The 18,385-nt window shown below is 56.5% G+C and carries 3 protein-coding genes; all 3 read right to left on the bottom strand.

What is annotated here, in order from left to right; genetic code table 11:
- Positions 1-13: 13 nt before the first annotated feature.
- Entirely contained in the window at positions 14-748 is a 735-nt protein-coding gene (locus tag AC6I7T_RS33340; RefSeq protein WP_497795070.1) for an aspartate/glutamate racemase family protein, read from the bottom strand.
- Positions 749-985: 237 nt separating this feature from the next.
- The gene (locus tag AC6I7T_RS33335; protein WP_497795069.1) at positions 986-2,101 is read right to left on the bottom strand and encodes a MupA/Atu3671 family FMN-dependent luciferase-like monooxygenase; all 1,116 of its coding nucleotides are present in this window, start codon (positions 2,099-2,101) and stop codon (positions 986-988) included.
- A gap of 67 nt (positions 2,102-2,168) precedes the next feature.
- On the bottom strand, positions 2,169-18,356 hold the full coding sequence (locus AC6I7T_RS33330; protein WP_497795068.1) for a non-ribosomal peptide synthase/polyketide synthase: 16,188 nt from the start codon (positions 18,354-18,356) through the stop codon (positions 2,169-2,171).
- Positions 18,357-18,385 lie beyond the last annotated feature (29 nt).

Genomic DNA, 18,385 nt, shown 5'->3' with positions numbered 1-18,385 from the left:
TTTCAGAGATGGACTATAAGGCGGGGGACAGAGCCGCTCCCCGGGCACGCGATCCCCGCATCAGGGCGAGCAGTTCGTCGAGCGCATCGATACAGAACTCGTGGCGATCGCGTCCGCAAGCTTGCTCATGCGCCTTGGCCAACACATGCACTTCCGTGCAACCTGCGATATAGCTGGAGGCTGAGTATTTCCGCATCAAGCGCTCAACCAGCTCGATCCCAGGAACGATTGGCTGTTGTCCCTTGATTTCATATAGAGCTTCGTGCACCAGTTGCTGATCTCCCTCTTCGGGGATCACGATGTTCTGCCTTGCAGGTGGCCACAGCGGATGTTGTTCAAACAACTGTAATTTGCGGGTTCCAGAGGTACAGAGCATCAGATGTCGGGCTGGACGATCGATCACGGCTTCTAGCAGGAGATCCGGCAGAGACACGATCTTTTCGCGCAATCTAGGGGGGAGATTCGGTAACAGAATGTGTATCGTGATGCAGCAGATGACCACTTGCGTAGCTCCGGCTGCTAGCAGCCGGTCAACCGAAGATGCGAGCCTTTCCGTCAACACCTGGTGATGGCCATTCAGCAGATGGCTGGTTCGGTCTGGGATGGTGGGATCGGAAAGGAGAATCACCACCGGCGCATCCTGTTCCGCTCCACTGATGGTCTCTTGGTAAATGGATTTCAGAAATTCCGCAGAGGCGATCGGACCCATGCCCCCGAGTATGCCCCAGACTTCTCTTTGTTCGTGCATATCAATGTATCCGGCTAGAGCATCTCTCCCCGTAGGTGTAGAGGAAAGCAGGAACTCTTGGCGAGTCTTTTCCCTCAAGGAAAGACGCACTGAATGGCTCTCTTCTACTCCACAGCAACAGGAGAGATACTCTAGAGTGTTTTCATTTTCGGCGCCAGAGAAAGAACAGAATCACGAGTGGCCATTTATTCCTGCTCTACATCGAAAGCGAAAACGCTCTCTAAAAGTGAAATTGCTCTAAATATCGGCGGCAAATTCGGCGAGTGTCATCTCTACTGCCCTCGATTGGGCTAAAGTGCCGCAATTCTCCTGCAGATGGCTCAAATGCACAAGACCTTCAAGAACCGTTTCAGTAGGCAATCCGAAATCGATAAGGCAGGCGATCTCATTTACTCCCGCTTCCTCGATTTGATGTACAAATTCAGTAAGTGAAGACACGGTCCCCATCAGCGCCGCAGTGCTGAAGTAGCGCTCGAATGCAAGATCGAGCAGCTCTTCCAGGTGTTCTCTCTTGATCTCTTCCGGGGTCAGATTTTTTCCTCCGCTGATCACTCCGCCTCCCAAAGCCGCTTCGCGCTCCAGGGAAATTGCAGAACGAAGGTATTGGCGGAATGGAGCTCTCACCAGATCCTTGACGGTCTTTAGATCCTCGCTGAGATAAGTGTGCAGCATCAACGAAATGATTCCGGTGGAGGGTTCGTACCCGTTTGCGGCCCTCGCCTCACGATATGCAGAGATCTTGGCCTGAAGCGTGAAAAGATCTTGACCGAGCAGGTGCGTAAGCAGATTAAACCCGTGTGCGCCAGCGGACTTAAATGTTTCGATATTCCCCGACGACGTGATCCAGATTGGCAACTCTTGTTGTATGGGTGGCGGAAGCAGACGCACTGAGACTTCTTTTCCCGCGGGGTTTATTCGCTGAATGGATTGTCCGTTCCACAGTTGACGTACAACAGCAATCTGTTCGTACATAACTGCCTGTCTTTTGCTGTATCGGTCGGGGTAGAAGATAAAGTCATCCACGTTCCAACCGGATCCGAAGGAGACGGCTGCACGTCCCGCAGAGAGGTTGTCGACCAATGACCATTCCTCGGCGATCCGGACCGGGTCATGAAGTGGTGAAATAAGACTGCCGGCTCTGATCTGGATCCGCGATGTGATCATGGCCAGGGCCGCACTGAGGACCGACGGATTAGGGAACAACCCTCCGAAATCATGGAAGTGTCGTTCCGGCGTCCAGATGCACCGGAATCCGTGCTGGTCCGCAAAGCGGGCCGATTCTTTAACCAGACAATAGCGATCTTGATCGCCGGTCTGTTCCGCGCTCGCGAAAAACATCAAACCAAATTCCATCTCGAGAACCTCACTGAAAATGACCATCTGCTACAGACGATGGTGAGCACTGCACAGCACTGCACGATCAGGAGTTGTCTCCGCCTGCTTGATCCGCCGTGAGCGCCTGTTCTTCCGGCCACTCCTGTTCGGATTCGTTCCACAAAGCGAGTGCCCGGCGCTGTTCCTCTTCTGTCGTGAGATCGATGTTGACGATGGCCTGTCCGGGATCAGTGGTGACGGCTGCAAGCAGTAGTCGGTATTGTTCGATCATGCTCTGGACTGCCTCCGACTCGAACAAGCCGCTGTTGTACTGGAGTGTGCCTAGCAAGGTTCCGGCGTTCTCCGAGAGGTACAGAGTGAGATCGAACTTCGCTTCGTCGCTGCCCGAACTCAAGACCGTCAGCCGTGCGTTGCCTATCTGAAATTCAGCTTCAGGCACGTTGTGGAAGACGAACAGGACTTGGAATAGCGGGGACTGGCTAAGGTTCCGGTTCGGCTGCAACGCTTCCACGACCTTTTCGAACGGAGCGTCCTGGTGCGCGTGCCCATCAAGCACCACGTTATGCACTCTGCGCAGTAAATCGGAGAAGGTCGGTCTCCCTTCCAGATTGGTTCTGAGCGCCAGCATGTTGATGAAGCACCCGATTACGCCCTCGGTCTCCTTGCGCGTGCGTCCCGCAACGGATGTGCCAACGACAATGTCTTCCTGCTGCGTATGCAAATGCAGCAACGCCTTGAAGGCGGCCAATAGTGTGACGTAGAGCGTTACACTATGCTGGCGTGCGAGTGCTTTGATTTTACTGGTCAGCATTCGATCAATGGTGAATGTGATGTATTGGCCTTTGCAGGTTTCTCCAGACGTGCGTACGCCGGATGCGGAGAATTCCAGCGTGCTCGATTTAGCCAGTTGGCGCTTCCAATATTCGAGATGCGGTTGCAGGTTGTCTTCCGTCAACGCCTGCCGCTGCCAGACACTATAGTCCGCGTATTGAATCGGGAGCGCCGGCAGAGTAGGTTGGGTGCCGGCGCTGAACGCGTTGTAAGTCGACGATAGCTCACGGATGAGAATGTTGATGGACCATGCATCGGAAATGATGTGATGCATCACGACTGTTAGAATGTGTTCTCGTTCCTCGAGGCGCAGTATCTTCACGCGAACCAGGGGGAGATGCGCAAGATCGAAGACCGCCTGAGCTTCGTCACGGAGGATGCGGTTCACTTCGCTTTGCCGTTCTTCGCTCCGTCGAGACTGGAGCTCGATTACGGGAATGTCCAATGCAGTTGTCGGTTCGACGATTTGGCGGGCATCGCCGTCCTGAAGGATGAACCGTGTCCGTAGCGACTCATGGCGTTCCACCAGTTCCTGAAGGCTTCTGTGAAGGATGCTGACGTTCAAATCTCCATCGATTCTGACTGCGCCGGTAATGTTGTACGAGTTTGCCTCAGGATCGAGTTGAGACACAAACCATAACCGTTGCTGGCTGTAAGAGAGCACTGCGGGGCCGCTCTCCGTTCGATTGCAAACAGGTGGGAGTGACGGCCTGTCATGCACGTGGCTCTCGATCGCCTTAGCCAGGTTTTCAATGGTAGGTTCCTCAAATAACGTCCGCAGCGGCAGACCAAGGGAAAAGGCTTGTTGCACGCGAGCCAAGACTTGAGTGGCAAGCAGAGAATGTCCGCCAAGATCGAAGAAGTTGTCTGTCACCGATTCCGGGCGCACCTTCAGCACTTCTTCCCAGATGCCACACAAGATTTCTTCAACGGACGTCCGGGCCTTCACCGGCGCATGCGTTGTGCCTGAGCCGAAACTCGGTTGTATTTTGCGTAGCGCTGCACGGTCTACTTTCCCGTTGGGATTTAATGGCAAATGATCGAGCAGAACCCAGCCGGACGGCACCATATGATCAGGCAGGCGTTTGCGTACATGCGCTGACAATTCCGTCTGTACGGTTCGCCCATTTTCCTGAGTGGCAACATAGGCAACCAGTCGCTTTCCTGTCCCTTCGTCTTCGTGCACAAGCACCACGGCGTCTTCCACCGCTTCATGGCGGCGCAGCACCGTCTCAATCTCCCCAAGCTCGATTCGGAATCCACGGATCTTCACCTGGTAATCCAAGCGTCCGAGAAACTCCAGTTCTCCATTACGATTCCATCGCACAAGATCACCTGTGCGGTATAGTCTTTCCCCTGATGCGCCGCTGACTCCATCGGGCACGAACCGGTCGGCGGTGAATTCCGAGCGATTCAGGTAACCGCGCGCCAAGCCGGCTCCTCCGATGTATAACTCGCCCGCGACACCGATCGGCACAGGTTCGAGATTGCTGTCCAGAATGTAACAGTGGGTGTTCGTCACAGGCCTGCCGATGGATGCCATTGTGGTTGAGCCCCGTCGTCTCGGCAGCACTGCATATGTTGAGTAAGTGGTGTCCTCGGAGGGGCCATAGAGGTTAATAACCCTGCTAGCTTGAGATCCGCGATAGGCTTCCTCCACCAGACTCATGGGCAAAGCCTCGCCTGCCAGATTGATCGTCTGGACCGTATCGGGCACGCAGCCCATCCGGAGTAATTCGCGCATCGCGGAGGGAACAGTGTTAATCAGCGTCACCTGCTCGCGGGCGGCAACCTCGGGAAGATCCAGGGCATTCGCAGCGAGGAGGACTGTTCCACCCCGGCTCAAGGTGAAAAAGATTTCGAATACCGACAAATCGAAGCAAAGCGATGTTGAAGCGAAGACTCCGGTCAGTTGCTCGTCTGGAAAAATCGAGTGCGCCCAGCAAGCAAACGCGACCGCACTGCCGTGACGGATAGCAACGCCCTTTGGTTTGCCCGTAGAGCCGGACGTGTAGATAACGTACGCCAGGTTCTCAGCAGTTACGACGTTTCGCAGATCGGTAGTGCTCTTGCGGTATATGAGAGGCTGATCGAGATCCAAATTCACGAGTTTCGCGTCGCACGGGGGGAACTTACCGACCGTTGTGTCGTCCGCGAGCACAATGGACATGCCTGAATCCGCCACGATTACGGAGATTCGTTCCGGCGGATACATAGGATCAATCGGCACGTAGAACGCGCCCGTCTTGATTACCGCGAGTATGGCGACGACCATTGCCGTGCAGCGTTCCAGGCAGACGCCGATGGCCATCTCTGGGCCAGCTCCGTACGCGAGCAGATGATGGGCCAACTGATTTGCCCGACAATTCAGTTCCTGGTAGGAAAGCCGCTCGCTCCTATCCGTGACGGCAATCGCGCGGGGCGTCTTCAATACTTGCTCTTCGAAAAGCTGATGCAGGCTTCTGTCCAGTGGATATTCATCAGCAGTCTGGTTCCAGTCAGACAACAACTGCCGGCGCTCCGTCTCGTCCAGAACAGGCAACAAGGAGATCGTACAGTCCGGTTGAGTGTTGACAGCCGCGAGCAGATTCTTATAGTGGCGGATCATCTGCTCAATTGTTTCCGGAGCGAAAATGTCTGTGTTGTACTCAATGGCGCCTTGAAGTCGGCCATCCTTTTCGACCAGCCCCAACGAGAGATCGTACTTCGAAGTGTCGCTTGAGACATTGAACAGCTGCATCTCGATCGGACCGAGTGGCGCTTCGGAAAGCGGCGAGTTTTGCAGGACCAACGATACCTGGAATAAAGGTGTGCGATCCAGTTCGCGTTGTGGCGCCAGGACCTCAACCAGTTTCTCGAACGGGACATCCTGGTTTGCGTAGGCTTCGATGGTTACCGTCTTCACGCGTTGCAGTAGTTCGGTGAAGGTGGGTTCTCCGGAGAGGTCAGTACGGAGCACCAACGTGTTCACGAAGAAACCGATCATGTCCTCGATTTCCTTGCGATTGCGATTGGCCACCGGAACTCCTACGGCAATATCGTCCTGTCCAGAATACTTTGCGAGCAAAACATTAAATACTGTAAGCAAGGCCATGAACGGAGTTACGCCTTCGCGCCAGCTCAAAGCCTTGATCTGTTCCGTCAGCTCTTCGCTCAACTCGAATGGCAGCGTGGCTCCGTGATGATGCATGATGGATGGGCGGGGATAGTCCGTCGGCAGATTTAGCCGTTGAATGCCTTCGAGTCGATTGCTCCAATACTCTATCTGCTCCTCCATCAACTTTCCTTCCAACCATTGCCGCTGCCATATCGCGAAATCGGCGTACTGGAATTCCAAATCGTGGAGAGAGGAAGATTCTCCGCCGAGAAAAGCGGAATAGAGCGTATTGAGTTCCCGGAAGAAGATTTCAAGGGACCACGCATCAGTGACGATATGTGGCATGGTGACTAGCAGCATGTGGTCCCTGGCTTCCATATGCACAAGCTTGATGCGGATTACCGGGCCGTTGCTGAGGTCGAACCCCTTTTCGGTTTCCGCTTTAGCCAATCGCAGCGCTTCCTTTTCCCGTTCCGGCTTTTTCAAGTGGCTTAAGTCTGCATTGTCAATGAGAACAGGGTGTGCTGGTTCGATTATCTGTAGTGGTTCGCCATTTCGCACGGTAAACGTAGTTCGCAGCACCTCGTGCCGGCGGATGATCTCATCGAGACTCTTTTGAAGCGCAGCTCTATCCAGGTTGCCTCGGATTCTGCCTGCGAGCGGAATGTTGAACAAGGCGCTGCCGGGCTCCATCTGTTCGAGGAACCAAAGCCGTTGTTGGGCATAAGACAAGGGCATCGTTCTGTTGTCCCGGCTTATGCGCCGCATCGGCGGTGCCGGCGGATGGAGCCTTGATTGATAGCCGGTTTCTTCGCGCAGTTTCTCGGCGAGTTGGCGGACCGTCGGATACTCAAACAGGGCCTGAACCGGCAACTCCACCGAGAAAATGCTTCGCACGCGCGAGATTACCAGCGTCGCCAGCAGCGAGTGCCCGCCCATGTCAAAGAAATTCTCTTCGGTTCCAACCCGCTCGCGTTCCAAGACCTCAGCGACGATGGAGCAGAGGATCTCCTCCTCTGCAGTGCGCGGAGCGATGTAGAGGTGCGGTTCTTCGGGCAGGGAAGTGGGCAGCGCAGTGCGATCCAGCTTGCCGTTGGCGCTGAGGGGAATAGCCTCGAGGCGCATCAGCAAAGCTGGAATCATGTATTCGGGCAAACGACGGCGCAGATGCTGGCGCAGAGGATCTGCATCCGTCATTGTTCCCACCCAGTAGCCAGCCAGGCGCTTGTCGCCGCGCTCGTCCTGCTGCGCAACCACCACCGCCTGATCAACACCCTCCTGCTCGCGCAGCACGGCCTCGATCTCCCCCAGCTCAATCCGGTTGCCGCGGATCTTGACCTGTTGATCGATACGGCCCAGATACTCCAGCTTGCCATCCTCCCGCCAGCGGGCCAGATCGCCGGTGCGATACAGTCTTGCTCCGTTGTGGGCAAATGGGTTGGGGACAAACTTCTCGGCCGTCAAGGCTGGCCGCTTCCAGTACCCTCGCGCCAGTCCCAGACCTCCCAGACAGAGCTCTCCGGCGACGCCCACCGGGGCCGGGGCCAGCTGCTCGTTCAGGACATAAACCTGGGTGTTGGCGATCGGTTCTCCCAGCGGCACGCCCTTCTGCGTGACCTGCTCGAACTCGCACTGCCAGCAGGTCACGTCGATGGAAGCTTCCGTCGGCCCATAGAGATTGTGCAGTTCCGCTGCGATCCGTTGCAGACACTTAGTGGCAACATCCCCATCCAGTGCTTCGCCGCTGCTGATAATCCGTCGCAGGCTGGCACACTTATCCACTGCCGCCGAATCCACAAACACCCGCAGCATGGAGGGGACGAAATGCAGGGTGGTTATCTGTCGGCTGGCGATGAGTTCGCCGAGATAATCCGGATCCTGGTGTCCGCCGGGTTTCGCTATGACGAGGGTGGAACCGCACATCAGTGGCCAGAAAAACTCCCAGACGGAGACGTCGAAGCTGAAGGGGGTCTTCTGCAATACCCGATCCTGAGCGGTTAATCCGTAAGCCTGTTGCATCCACAACAGACGATTGCGCAGTCCGCCATGAGTGTTCATGACCCCCTTGGGCTTGCCGGTGGAGCCGGAGGTATAGATGAGATAGACCAGGTTAAGTTCGCCAATCGGGATCTGCGGGTTGAGAGCCGGTTCTTGGCCGATGAGATTCCACTCGGTGCTGAGGTTGAGGATGCGACCCCTCAGGGGAGGCAGCTTGTCGAGCACAGGGGTGTGGGTTAAGACCAGAGGAGTGGAGGCATCGGCCATCATGAAGGCAAGGCGCTCGGAAGGATAATCGGGGTCCAGGGGAACGTAAGCGCCACCGGCCTTGAGGATGGCCAAGATGGCGATGACCATCTCCAGGCTGCGCTGCATAAAAACGCCCACGGGGACGTCTGGGCCGACGCCAAGGCGGAGTAAGTAGTGAGCCAGGCGATTGGCGGAGACGTTCAGCTCGGCATAGGTTAGCTCACGTCCTTCGAATTCGAGAGCGATGGCGTCGGGCGATTGATCCACGCGCCGCTCGAAAATCTGATGGACCCAGCCGGGCTCGCTCCACTCCACCTCGGTGCGGTTCCATTCCTCAAGCAGTTGTTGCCGCTCTGCTTCCGTTAACAAATTAATGCTTGCTACGGCTGCTTCCGGTTCGGTCGATAGCGATTTCAGCGCAATTCTCAGATGCTCGGCGAAGCGCTGGATTGTCGGTTCGCGAAATAGGTCGCTTGCGTAATCGATGTAGCCGCGAAGGCCACCGCTGGTTTCTATCAGGTCAACTGCAAGATCGTACTTGGCGGAGGTTCGCGCGGGATGCTCCTCCACGATTACAGCGCCTTCTATTTGTAAGTCTCCAGAGGGCGCATTCTGTAAAACCAGGAAGTGCTGAAACAGCGGGCTGCGGCTGAGGTCTCGCTTCGGCTGCAGCTCTTCGACCAGCATTTCGAATGGCGCGTCCTGGTTGCGATAGGCGTCAAGCGCCGTCTGTCTGACTTGATTTAGCAAGTCCTTCCAGGTCGAGTTCGGTTCCAGGTGCGTGCGCAGGACAAGGGTGTTAACAAAGTTGCCGACCAGCGGCTCCAACTCAACCCTCGTCCGATTGGCAATAGGCGATCCAACCGTGATGTCGAGTTGCCTTGAGTATCGCGCCAGGACCGCATTGAAGGCGGCCAGCAGAGCCATATAGAGCGTGACTCCCTCGCGGAGGCAGGCAGCTTTGAGATGATCGGTAGTGCCGCTATCGATCACGAAGGGGAGGCTGCGGCCGCGATGCGTCATGACGGACGGGCGTGGCCAATCGAGAGGAAACTCCACCGGCTGAGTAGCTGCGAGTTGACGTTTCCAGTAGTCTACCTGAGCCGAGAATCTCTCCTCACGGAACCATTCTCTCTGCCGAACCGCATAATCGCCGTACTGAATTACTAATGGGGCTAATGACGCGAAGTTGCCGTGCACAAACGATTCGTAGAAGTGCGCAAACTCCCGAACCAGGATAGCCACTGACCAGCCATCGCACACGATGTGATGCATGGTGATCAGCAGGATGTGATTCTCCGGATTGCGGCGAAGGAGTTTAGCTCGCAGCAATGGTCCACGCACCAAATCGAAGCCTTGCTGCGTCTCCACGTGCTCGAGCTCCTCGATAACGCCAGTCTGTTCGGCATCGTTCAACGTGCTCAGGTCGATGACAGGAAGCTCGATCGGGCAGGCTGCGTCAATGATCTGTCGGGCTTCGCCACGGATAAGATCAAACCGCGTTCTCAGGATCTCGTGGCGGGCAACGACTTGTGACAAAGCTGCGCGTGCAACTTCCGCGTCCAGAGGGCCCACGATATGAAATGCTCCTGGCAGATTGTAGACAGGGTTACCGGGTTTCATTTGATCCAGGAACCAGAGCCTCTGTTGCGCGTAAGAGAGAGGGAGTGGAACCGAACGATCAACTATTTCAAGCTGCACCGTGCAGGATGATACATCTGCGGAAGTACTCTGAAGCAACTGTCCGATCTCTTCGACCGTAGGCGTTTCGAATAACGCCCGCAACGGCAGATTGACGGAGAAAGCTTGGTGCACGCGAGCCAAGACTTGAGTGGCAAGCAGAGAATGTCCACCAAGATCGAAGAAGTTGTCCGTCACCGATATTGGACTGACCTTCAGCACCTCTTCCCAGATGCCGCACACGATTTCCTCCACGGGATTGCGCGCCCGCGTTGGACTGGCTTCCGTTTCGGAACCCAAATTCGGTTGGAGCTTGCGTAGGGCTGTACGATCCACCTTGCCGTTGGCATTTACCGGTAATCTGTCGAGGAGAACCCATCCGGACGGCACCATGTAGTCCGGTAATCGCGTGCGCACGTGAGCGGAGAGTACGGCTTGGGTTGCTCGACCCGGTTCACGCGTGGCCACGTAGGCGATTAGCCGCTTACCTGTTGCTTGATCTTCCTCGACAAGCACCACAGAGTCTTCCACCATCTCATGCTGGCGAAGCACATTTTCGATCTCGCCGAGCTCAATTCGGAATCCGCGGATCTTCACTTGGTGGTCGAGACGTCGGAGAAACTCCAGACTACCCTGGTTGTTCCACCGCACAAGGTCGCCGGTGCGGTATAGCCGTGCGCCGATCGCACCGCTCACTCCATCGGGCACGAAGCGCTCGGCGGTCAATCCCGGACAATTCAAATAACCGCGCGCCAAGCCGGGGCCGCCGATGTGTAGTTCTCCCGCGACTCCAACCGGTACGGGTTCACCAATCGGATCCAGAACGTAAACCTGCGTGTTGCCGATACCAGCGCCGATCGGGACTGTATGGGCTGTTTCCGCTACGTCGCTTACTGCATACCAGGTGGAGAATGTCGTGACTTCTGTAGGACCATAGACATGCAGCAGCCGCTTCGGTGGACCCTGTTTCAGAACTGTCTGAACCCGGCGCGGATCCACTGCTTCGCCACCGAACAGAACCTCGCGCATGCCAGAGAAGCTTTGCGGTACTTCACGAGCCATCTGATTGAACAGCGCCGTCGTGAGGAACATCGCAGTCACCCGGTTGGACTTGAGCTTTTCAGCCAGCTTACCCGGTAAAAGGCTCGTATCTTTATCAATCCCGACCACGCATCCACCGTTGAGCAGAGCTCCCCAGATCTCGAATGTGGCTGCATCGAACGACGCGCTAGCAGCCTGCGCAAGCCGGTCTCCTGCTCCCAACTCCAGGTAGTTTGTATTGCGCACCAGCCGGGTGATTGCCTCGTGAACAATGAGGACACCCTTCGGCGTGCCGGTAGAGCCCGACGTGTACATCAGGTACGCGAGACTCTTGCCGCTGACGCCGATAACGGGTTCGTCGATACTCTGCCGGGCGATTTCGCTCCAGCCATTTTGCACGTCGATTAAGAGGAGTTCGTTGCCGGACAGCTTCGCTTCCGGGAGCGAACCGTCTGTCACTACCACGCGTATTGCGGCGTCGCTGATCATAAATCGCAGGCGATCAGCAGGGTACTCCGGATCAAGCGGAACGTAGGAGCCGCCGGATTTTAGAATACCTAGCAGGGATACAATCATTGCCGCGCTTCGCCTTACGCAGATGCCGACACGATCTTCCGCACGGATACCCTCCGCCAGGAGATGATGCGCTAACTGATTGGCCCTTCGATCCAATTCCGCGTATGTGAAAATACCATCGTCATACTCCACCGCTGTTGCTTGAGGACTGCGACAGACCTGCTTGCTAAACAATTCATGGATCCCGCAGTCCTGAGGAAAGGCTGCCACGGTGCGATTCCAGTCGAATATCACGACTCTGCGTTCAGCCGTGGTAAGAATAGGAAGTGACGCGACCGTGCCTCCGGGGGAAGCGACAATTTGTTCCAGGAGCACGTGGTAGTGTTCGGCCATCCTATGGATGGTGCCTTCTGCAAACAGATCTGTGCTGTACTCGAACACGCCGCAGATGCTATCTTCGGCGTTCTCAAGCATTAGCGTGAGGTCGGTCCGGGCCGTGCCGGTGTCGGCGTCGCGCATCTCGCATTTTGCTGTACCCAGGTGGAGTTCGGGAAGCGGCTCATTCTGAAATCCGAACAGCGCTTGGAAGAAGGACGGATGATTCAGATCTCGGTCCTGCGCGAGTTGTTCAACCACCCTTTCAAATGGAACATCCTGGTTGGCAAACGCATTGAGCGTGGCATTTTTCACGCTCCTGAGAACATCCGTGAACTTCTGTTCCGGAGCGATCGAACATCTTAAGGCCACTGTGTTCACAAAGAATCCGACCAGTCCCTCGGTTTCCGGCTGATTGCGTCCGGCAATTGGAACGCCAACGACAAACTCCTGTTGCGCACTGCAGCGGTACAGCAGGATCTGATATGCGGCAAGGAGGATCGTGAACAAAGTCGAGCCTTCTTGATGACCGAGCCGGGCCAACCCCGCCGACAACTCCGGAGAGAGCCGGAAAAAATGCTTGGCTCCCTTGTTGCTCGAGATTGCAGGACGCGGGAAGTCGGTAGGCAACTGTAGGGTGACCGGAGTGTCCTTCAACTGTGCTTTCCAGTAATCGAGTTGCTGCTGGAGTAAGTCGCCTTGCAGCCATTTTCTCTGCCAGAGCACATAGTCTCCATATTGGATGGGCAGTTCAGCTAACGGCGACGGCTGCCCCGCCGCGAAAGCTTCATAGAGCGCGGTTGCTTCGCGCAGCAGAATCCTCAGAGACCAGCCATCGGAGACGATGTGATGCATCGCAAGGATCAGGACAGACTCTTCCTCCGACAGACGAATCAACGTTGCGCGAAACAACGGACCGGATTCGAGATCGAATGCCGTGCGCGCATCCGTGCGGATACGGTCCTCAACCATTGCGTCGCGTTCGCTCCTCGGCATAGGACTGAAGTCGAATACCATGAGAGAGAGACCAGCATCGCTTGAGACAACTTGACGCGGTTCACCGGCCTCCCATATGAATCGTGTACGCAAGGAGTCATGGCGCCGGACGATTTCGGCGAAGGCACTCTGTAGCGCCAGCACGTCGAGTGGTCCATGAATCTTGGCAATTCCGGACAGGTTGTACGACGCTCCATCCGGTTCGATTTGATGAATAAACCAGAGCCGCTGCTGCGCGTAGGACAGAGGAAGACTGGAAGTGGGCGGGTTGCGGCGAATCGGAGGCTGGCTGGCGCGCGCCTCGTCATGGGCCTGTTGGATCCGGGTTGCAAGATCTTCGATTCGAGGAACCTCGAAAACGATGCGTAGCGGCAGATCGGCGCCGAGCCTTCTTTGAATACGCCCAACAAGTTGCGCGGCGCTTAGCGAATGCCCGCCGCGCTTGAAAAAGTTGTCGTTTAGGCCCACGCGGTCAGCGCCCAGGACCTCAGCGACGATGGAGCAGAGGATCTCCTCCTCTGCAGTGCGCGGAGCGATGTAGAGGTGCGGTTCTTCGGGCAGGGAAGTGGGCAGCGCAGTGCGATCCAGCTTGCCGTTGGCGCTGAGGGGAATAGCCTCGAGGCGCATCAGCAAAGCTGGAATCATGTATTCGGGCAAACGACGGCGCAGATGCTGGCGCAGAGGATCTGCATCCGTCATTGTTCCCACCCAGTAGCCAGCCAGGCGCTTGTCGCCGCGCTCGTCCTGCTGCGCAACCACCACCGCCTGATCAACACCCTCCTGCTCGCGCAGCACGGCCTCGATCTCCCCCAGCTCAATCCGGTTGCCGCGGATCTTGACCTGTTGATCGATACGGCCCAGATACTCCAGCTTGCCATCCTCCCGCCAGCGGGCCAGATCGCCGGTGCGATACAGTCTTGCTCCGTTGTGGGCAAATGGGTTGGGGACAAACTTCTCGGCCGTCAAGGCTGGCCGCTTCCAGTACCCTCGCGCCAGTCCCAGACCTCCCAGACAGAGCTCTCCGGCGACGCCCACCGGGGCCGGGGCCAGCTGCTCGTTCAGGACATAAACCTGGGTGTTGGCGATCGGTTCTCCCAGCGGCACGCCCTTCTGCGTGACCTGCTCGAACTCGCACTGCCAGCAGGTCACGTCGATGGAAGCTTCCGTCGGCCCATAGAGATTGTGCAGTTCCGCTGCGATCCGTTGCAGACACTTAGTGGCAACATCCCCATCCAGTGCTTCGCCGCTGCTGATAATCCGTCGCAGGCTGGCACACTTATCCACTGCCGCCGAATCCACAAACACCCGCAGCATGGAGGGGACGAAATGCAGGGTGGTTATCTGTCGGCTGGCGATGAGTTCGCCGAGATAATCCGGATCCTGGTGTCCGCCGGGTTTCGCTATGACGAGGGTGGAACCGCACATCAGTGGCCAGAAAAACTCCCAGACGGAGACGTCGAAGCTGAAGGGGGTCTTCTGCAATACCCGATCCTGAGCGGTTAATCCGTAAGCCTGTTGCATCCACAACAGACGATTGCGCAGTCCGCCATGAGTGTTCATGACCCCCTTGGGCTTGCCGGTGGAGCCGGAGGTATAGATGAGATAGACCAGGTTAAGTTCGCCAATCGGGATCTGCGGGTTGAGAGCCGGTTCTTGGCCGATGAGATTCCACTCGGTGCTGAGGTTGAGGATGCGACCCCTCAGGGGAGGCAGCTTGTCGAGCACAGGGGTGTGGGTTAAGACCAGAGGAGTGGAGGCATCGGCCATCATGAAGGCAAGGCGCTCGGAAGGATAATCGGGGTCCAGGGGAACGTAAGCGCCACCGGCCTTGAGGATGGCCAAGATGGCGATGACCATCTCCAGGCTGCGCTGCATAAAAACGCCCACGGGGACGTCTGGGCCGACGCCAAGGCGGAGTAAGTAGTGAGCCAGGCGATTGGCGGAGACGTTCAGCTCGGCATAGGTTAGCTCACGTCCTTCGAATTCGAGAGCGATGGCGTCGGGCGACTGATCCACGCGCCGCTCGAAAATCTGATGGATCCAGCCGGGCTCGCTCCACTCCACCTCGGTGCGGTTCCATTCCTCAAGTAGTTGTTGCCGCTCTGCTTCCGTTAACAAATTAATGCTTGCTACAGGTCGGTCTGGATACTGAACGATGCTGCTCAGTAGTGCTATCCAGTGGCTCGCCATGCGTTCAATGGTCGATCTCTTAAAAAGAGCGGTGTTGTATTGCAATACTCCCCGAAGCGAGTCCTCTGCTTCGCCGATCAGCATCGTTATATCAAACAGTGCACTTCGGTTCTCGAGCCCGTAGGACTCAAGGGTGAGTCCATTTAATTCAATTCGTCTGCCATGTTCTTCGATTGCGAATGCGCTCAGGTTGCCGTTCTCTTGAGCCACTGTTTTCTCGAACGTGAACATCACCTGAAAAAGTGGCGATCGGGCCGGATCGCGTACTGGTTGCAGACGCCTGACGAGTTCGGGAAACGGAAAAGCCGCGTGTGCGAGAGCCTTCAGGAGGCGGTCGCGTGTATGCGCGATGAATTGGGAGAAGCACACTTCGCTCGTAAAGTTCGCACGTAGCGGCAAAGGATTGACAAAATAACCTGCCACCCCGGCCCAGTCTGCGGAATCGCGCCCCGCTGTAGGCGAACCGACGACGATATCTGTTTGACGTGTATAACGATGCAGCAGGAGTTGGAAAGCCGCGAGCAGAACGGTATAGAGCGTTGTCTCATGCGCTCGAGCCAACGTGCGCAACGCTGCTGTTAGCTGTGAGTTCAGCTGGAACGCAACGGATGCGCCTGTATAGGTCTGGACAGAGGGGCGAACATAGTCCGTGGGTAGCTCTAACACCTGCGGAGCGTCGAGCAACTCTGCTTGCCAGTACGAGAAAAGTGAGTTCGCCCGGGGACCAGACATTAGTTCCCGCTGTGCTTTCACGTACTCCGTATAGCTTCGAGGAATTGGCGGCAGGTAGAGGCGCTTCTGTTTGATCTCAGCCGTATAAGCGAGGGACGCTTCATTCATCAGAATCGCCAAAGACCAAAAGTCGGCAGTAATGTGATGAACGGTGAAACCGACAAAATATTCTTCCGTCGACCGTTTCAGGACAGCACACCGAAAGAGCACTCCGCTTTCCAGGTCGAAGTTCCGATTTGCTTCTTCTTCGAGGCGTGTCTTAATTGCTGAGTCCGTCCAATTGCCTGCATCGATCTCAGAGAACCAACCCTCCACTGTGTCTCGAATGTGCTGATAGGGGCCAGACTCGTTTTCATGGAAGGTCGTGCGCAGAGACTCGTGACGTGTTATCACCAACTCGAGCGCACGTCGCCATGAGGGGATATCAAATCGTCCAGGGATGCGCGCGGCGAAGCCCAGGTTATAAGCGGTGCTTGCGGGCGCCAGTTTGTGCAAGAGCCACATCGCTTCCTGGCCCGCTGAAAGCGAGAACTGCTGTTCATGCGGTTCGTCATTCTTTTCGGTTTCGATATTCGGTTGCGGCGCTTCTGTGAGCCGATCAGACAACTCCCGAATGGAGCATTCACCCAGTAGACCCTCTGGACGAATGCTGATTCCGAATTCGCGCTCGATCAGGTGTGCGATCTCGATCGACTTCACCGAATCCAGACCGAGTTGGGCAGGAGACATCGAGGCGTCGATCTCATTGGGATGAACACCTGCGGCTTCGGCCAGTGCAGTGGTGAGCCACTGCTCGAACCTTGCTGTGCTTGACGTCAGCCATGCGTTCTTGGAACGGGATGCGGCGGCAGTCGCCTTATCCGCTTGTCGCCGCCACTCGAAAACGGTTTCAGCACTTCCGGCGAGGAAGCAATCCCGGCACAAGAAACGTTGGATCTTGCCGCTGGAGGTCTTCGGGATTGTTCCGGTACGGAGGAGGACGACGGCGACCGGTTGAATCTCGTGGCGTTCGGAAACGGCCACGCGGATGGCAGAGACAATAGATTTAGCGTTTCTCTCCTGGCCGCGTTCGAGCTCCTGAACGATGACTAGCCCCTCTTCGTCGCCGTCATCAATGGCGAATGCGGCCCCGCAGCCAAGGCGCAGACCGGGATGGGCCATTTCCACGGTGTACTCAATGTCCTGCGGATAGTGATTGCGGCCACGTACGATGATGAGATCTTTTAGCCGGCCCGTGATATATAACTGGCCGGCTTTGAGGAATCCCAGATCTCCGGTCCGTAAGTACGGAGTCTCTCTTTCTTCGGCAATATGCGCTCGGAACACGCGGAGCGTTTCCGCAGCATTGCCCCAATATCCATGAGCTATGCTATCGCCAGACAGCCAGATCTCACCGACTGCTCCGTTTGGTAGTACCCGGTGCGAGTTGGGATCGACCACTCTTACTTTCTGTCCACCAATGGGACAGCCACAACTTACGGCGGTCGATACTTTGGAACTCGACGCTTTCTGTCCCTCTGTTACCTCGGCATCATCTTGTATTTGCACTTTGCGAGCTCGGCGGTTGTCCGCTGTTACCAGCAACGTCGCTTCGGCCAAACCGTAACAGGGTATGAACGCCTCGGGTCTGAATCCAAAGGGGGCGAACTTGTGCGCGAACCGCTCCATTGACTCGGATCGCACCGGTTCGGCGCCATTAAAGGCAACTTCCCAGTGGCTCAGATCGAATGTTTGCGCCTCTTCCTGGGTGATCTTACGGACGCAGTGCTCGTATGCGAAATTCGGTCCGCCACTCGTGGTCGCCTTGTACCGAGAAATGGCGCTCAACCAATGCCCTGGTTGTTGGAGGAACGCCACGGGTGACATCAGGATGCAACGTCCGCCTGAATACAACGGCTGGAGCATCGTCCCGATCAGCCCCATGTCATGATAGAGCGGTAGCCATCCAACTACGATACTCCTCCGCGACTGCCGAAATGCTTTTTGAATCAACGCCTGGTTGTGAAGCAAGTTTCTGTGCGTAACCACCACACCTTTCGGCGCGGCCGTGGATCCCGAGGTGTATTGTAGAAGCGCGACATCGGAGCTTTGCACGTCAGGCCGCGACCACTGACTCGCCAATTCCTCATCCAGGCCTTCCGTATCGATCCACTGCAATCGCGCAAACGCGGTGTCGCCGTGCCGATGCTGGGAGAACTTTGCCGCGATGGCGGCGGTGGTCAGAATTGCAGCCGGAGTGCAGTCGGAGGCAATTGCCTCTATGCGCTCCAATCTGTGCTTGCTTCTCGGCGGGTTGGAGGGAACTGGAATGGTTCCAGAGTAGAGGCATCCCCAGAAGGCGGCCACAAACTCGAGTCCCGCGGGATACAGCAACAGAACGCGCTCGCCTGGTTGAAACCGCAACTGCAGCGCAGCGGCGATAATTCGAGCTCGTGTTTCCAACTGGCCATATGTCCAGTTGGTCTCTTCGCGTTCGCCGTCCCTGAGAAAAGTAAACGCCACACGCCCGGTCTCGTGCTCTGCGGCGGACTCAAGCAGGTTGTTTAAATTTGCGTGTGAGCGTTGCATGACGATGCGTTCCTATCTGCTTAAAACAC

This window comes from Humiphilus diazotrophicus (assembly GCF_059726315.1).
Note: the sequence above shows the minus strand (reverse complement) of the source record. Positions and strands in the feature narration are given on the sequence as shown.

What these genes read in the sequence shown, in the direction of transcription:
- AC6I7T_RS33340 (WP_497795070.1), bottom strand. Translation starts at nt 748, where the DNA reads ATGCACGAACAAAGAGAAGTCTGGGGCATACTCGGGGGCATGGGTCCG.
- AC6I7T_RS33335 (WP_497795069.1), bottom strand. Translation starts at nt 2,101, where the DNA reads ATGGAATTTGGTTTGATGTTTTTCGCGAGCGCGGAACAGACCGGCGAT.
- AC6I7T_RS33330 (WP_497795068.1), bottom strand. Translation starts at nt 18,356, where the DNA reads ATGCAACGCTCACACGCAAATTTAAACAACCTGCTTGAGTCCGCCGCA.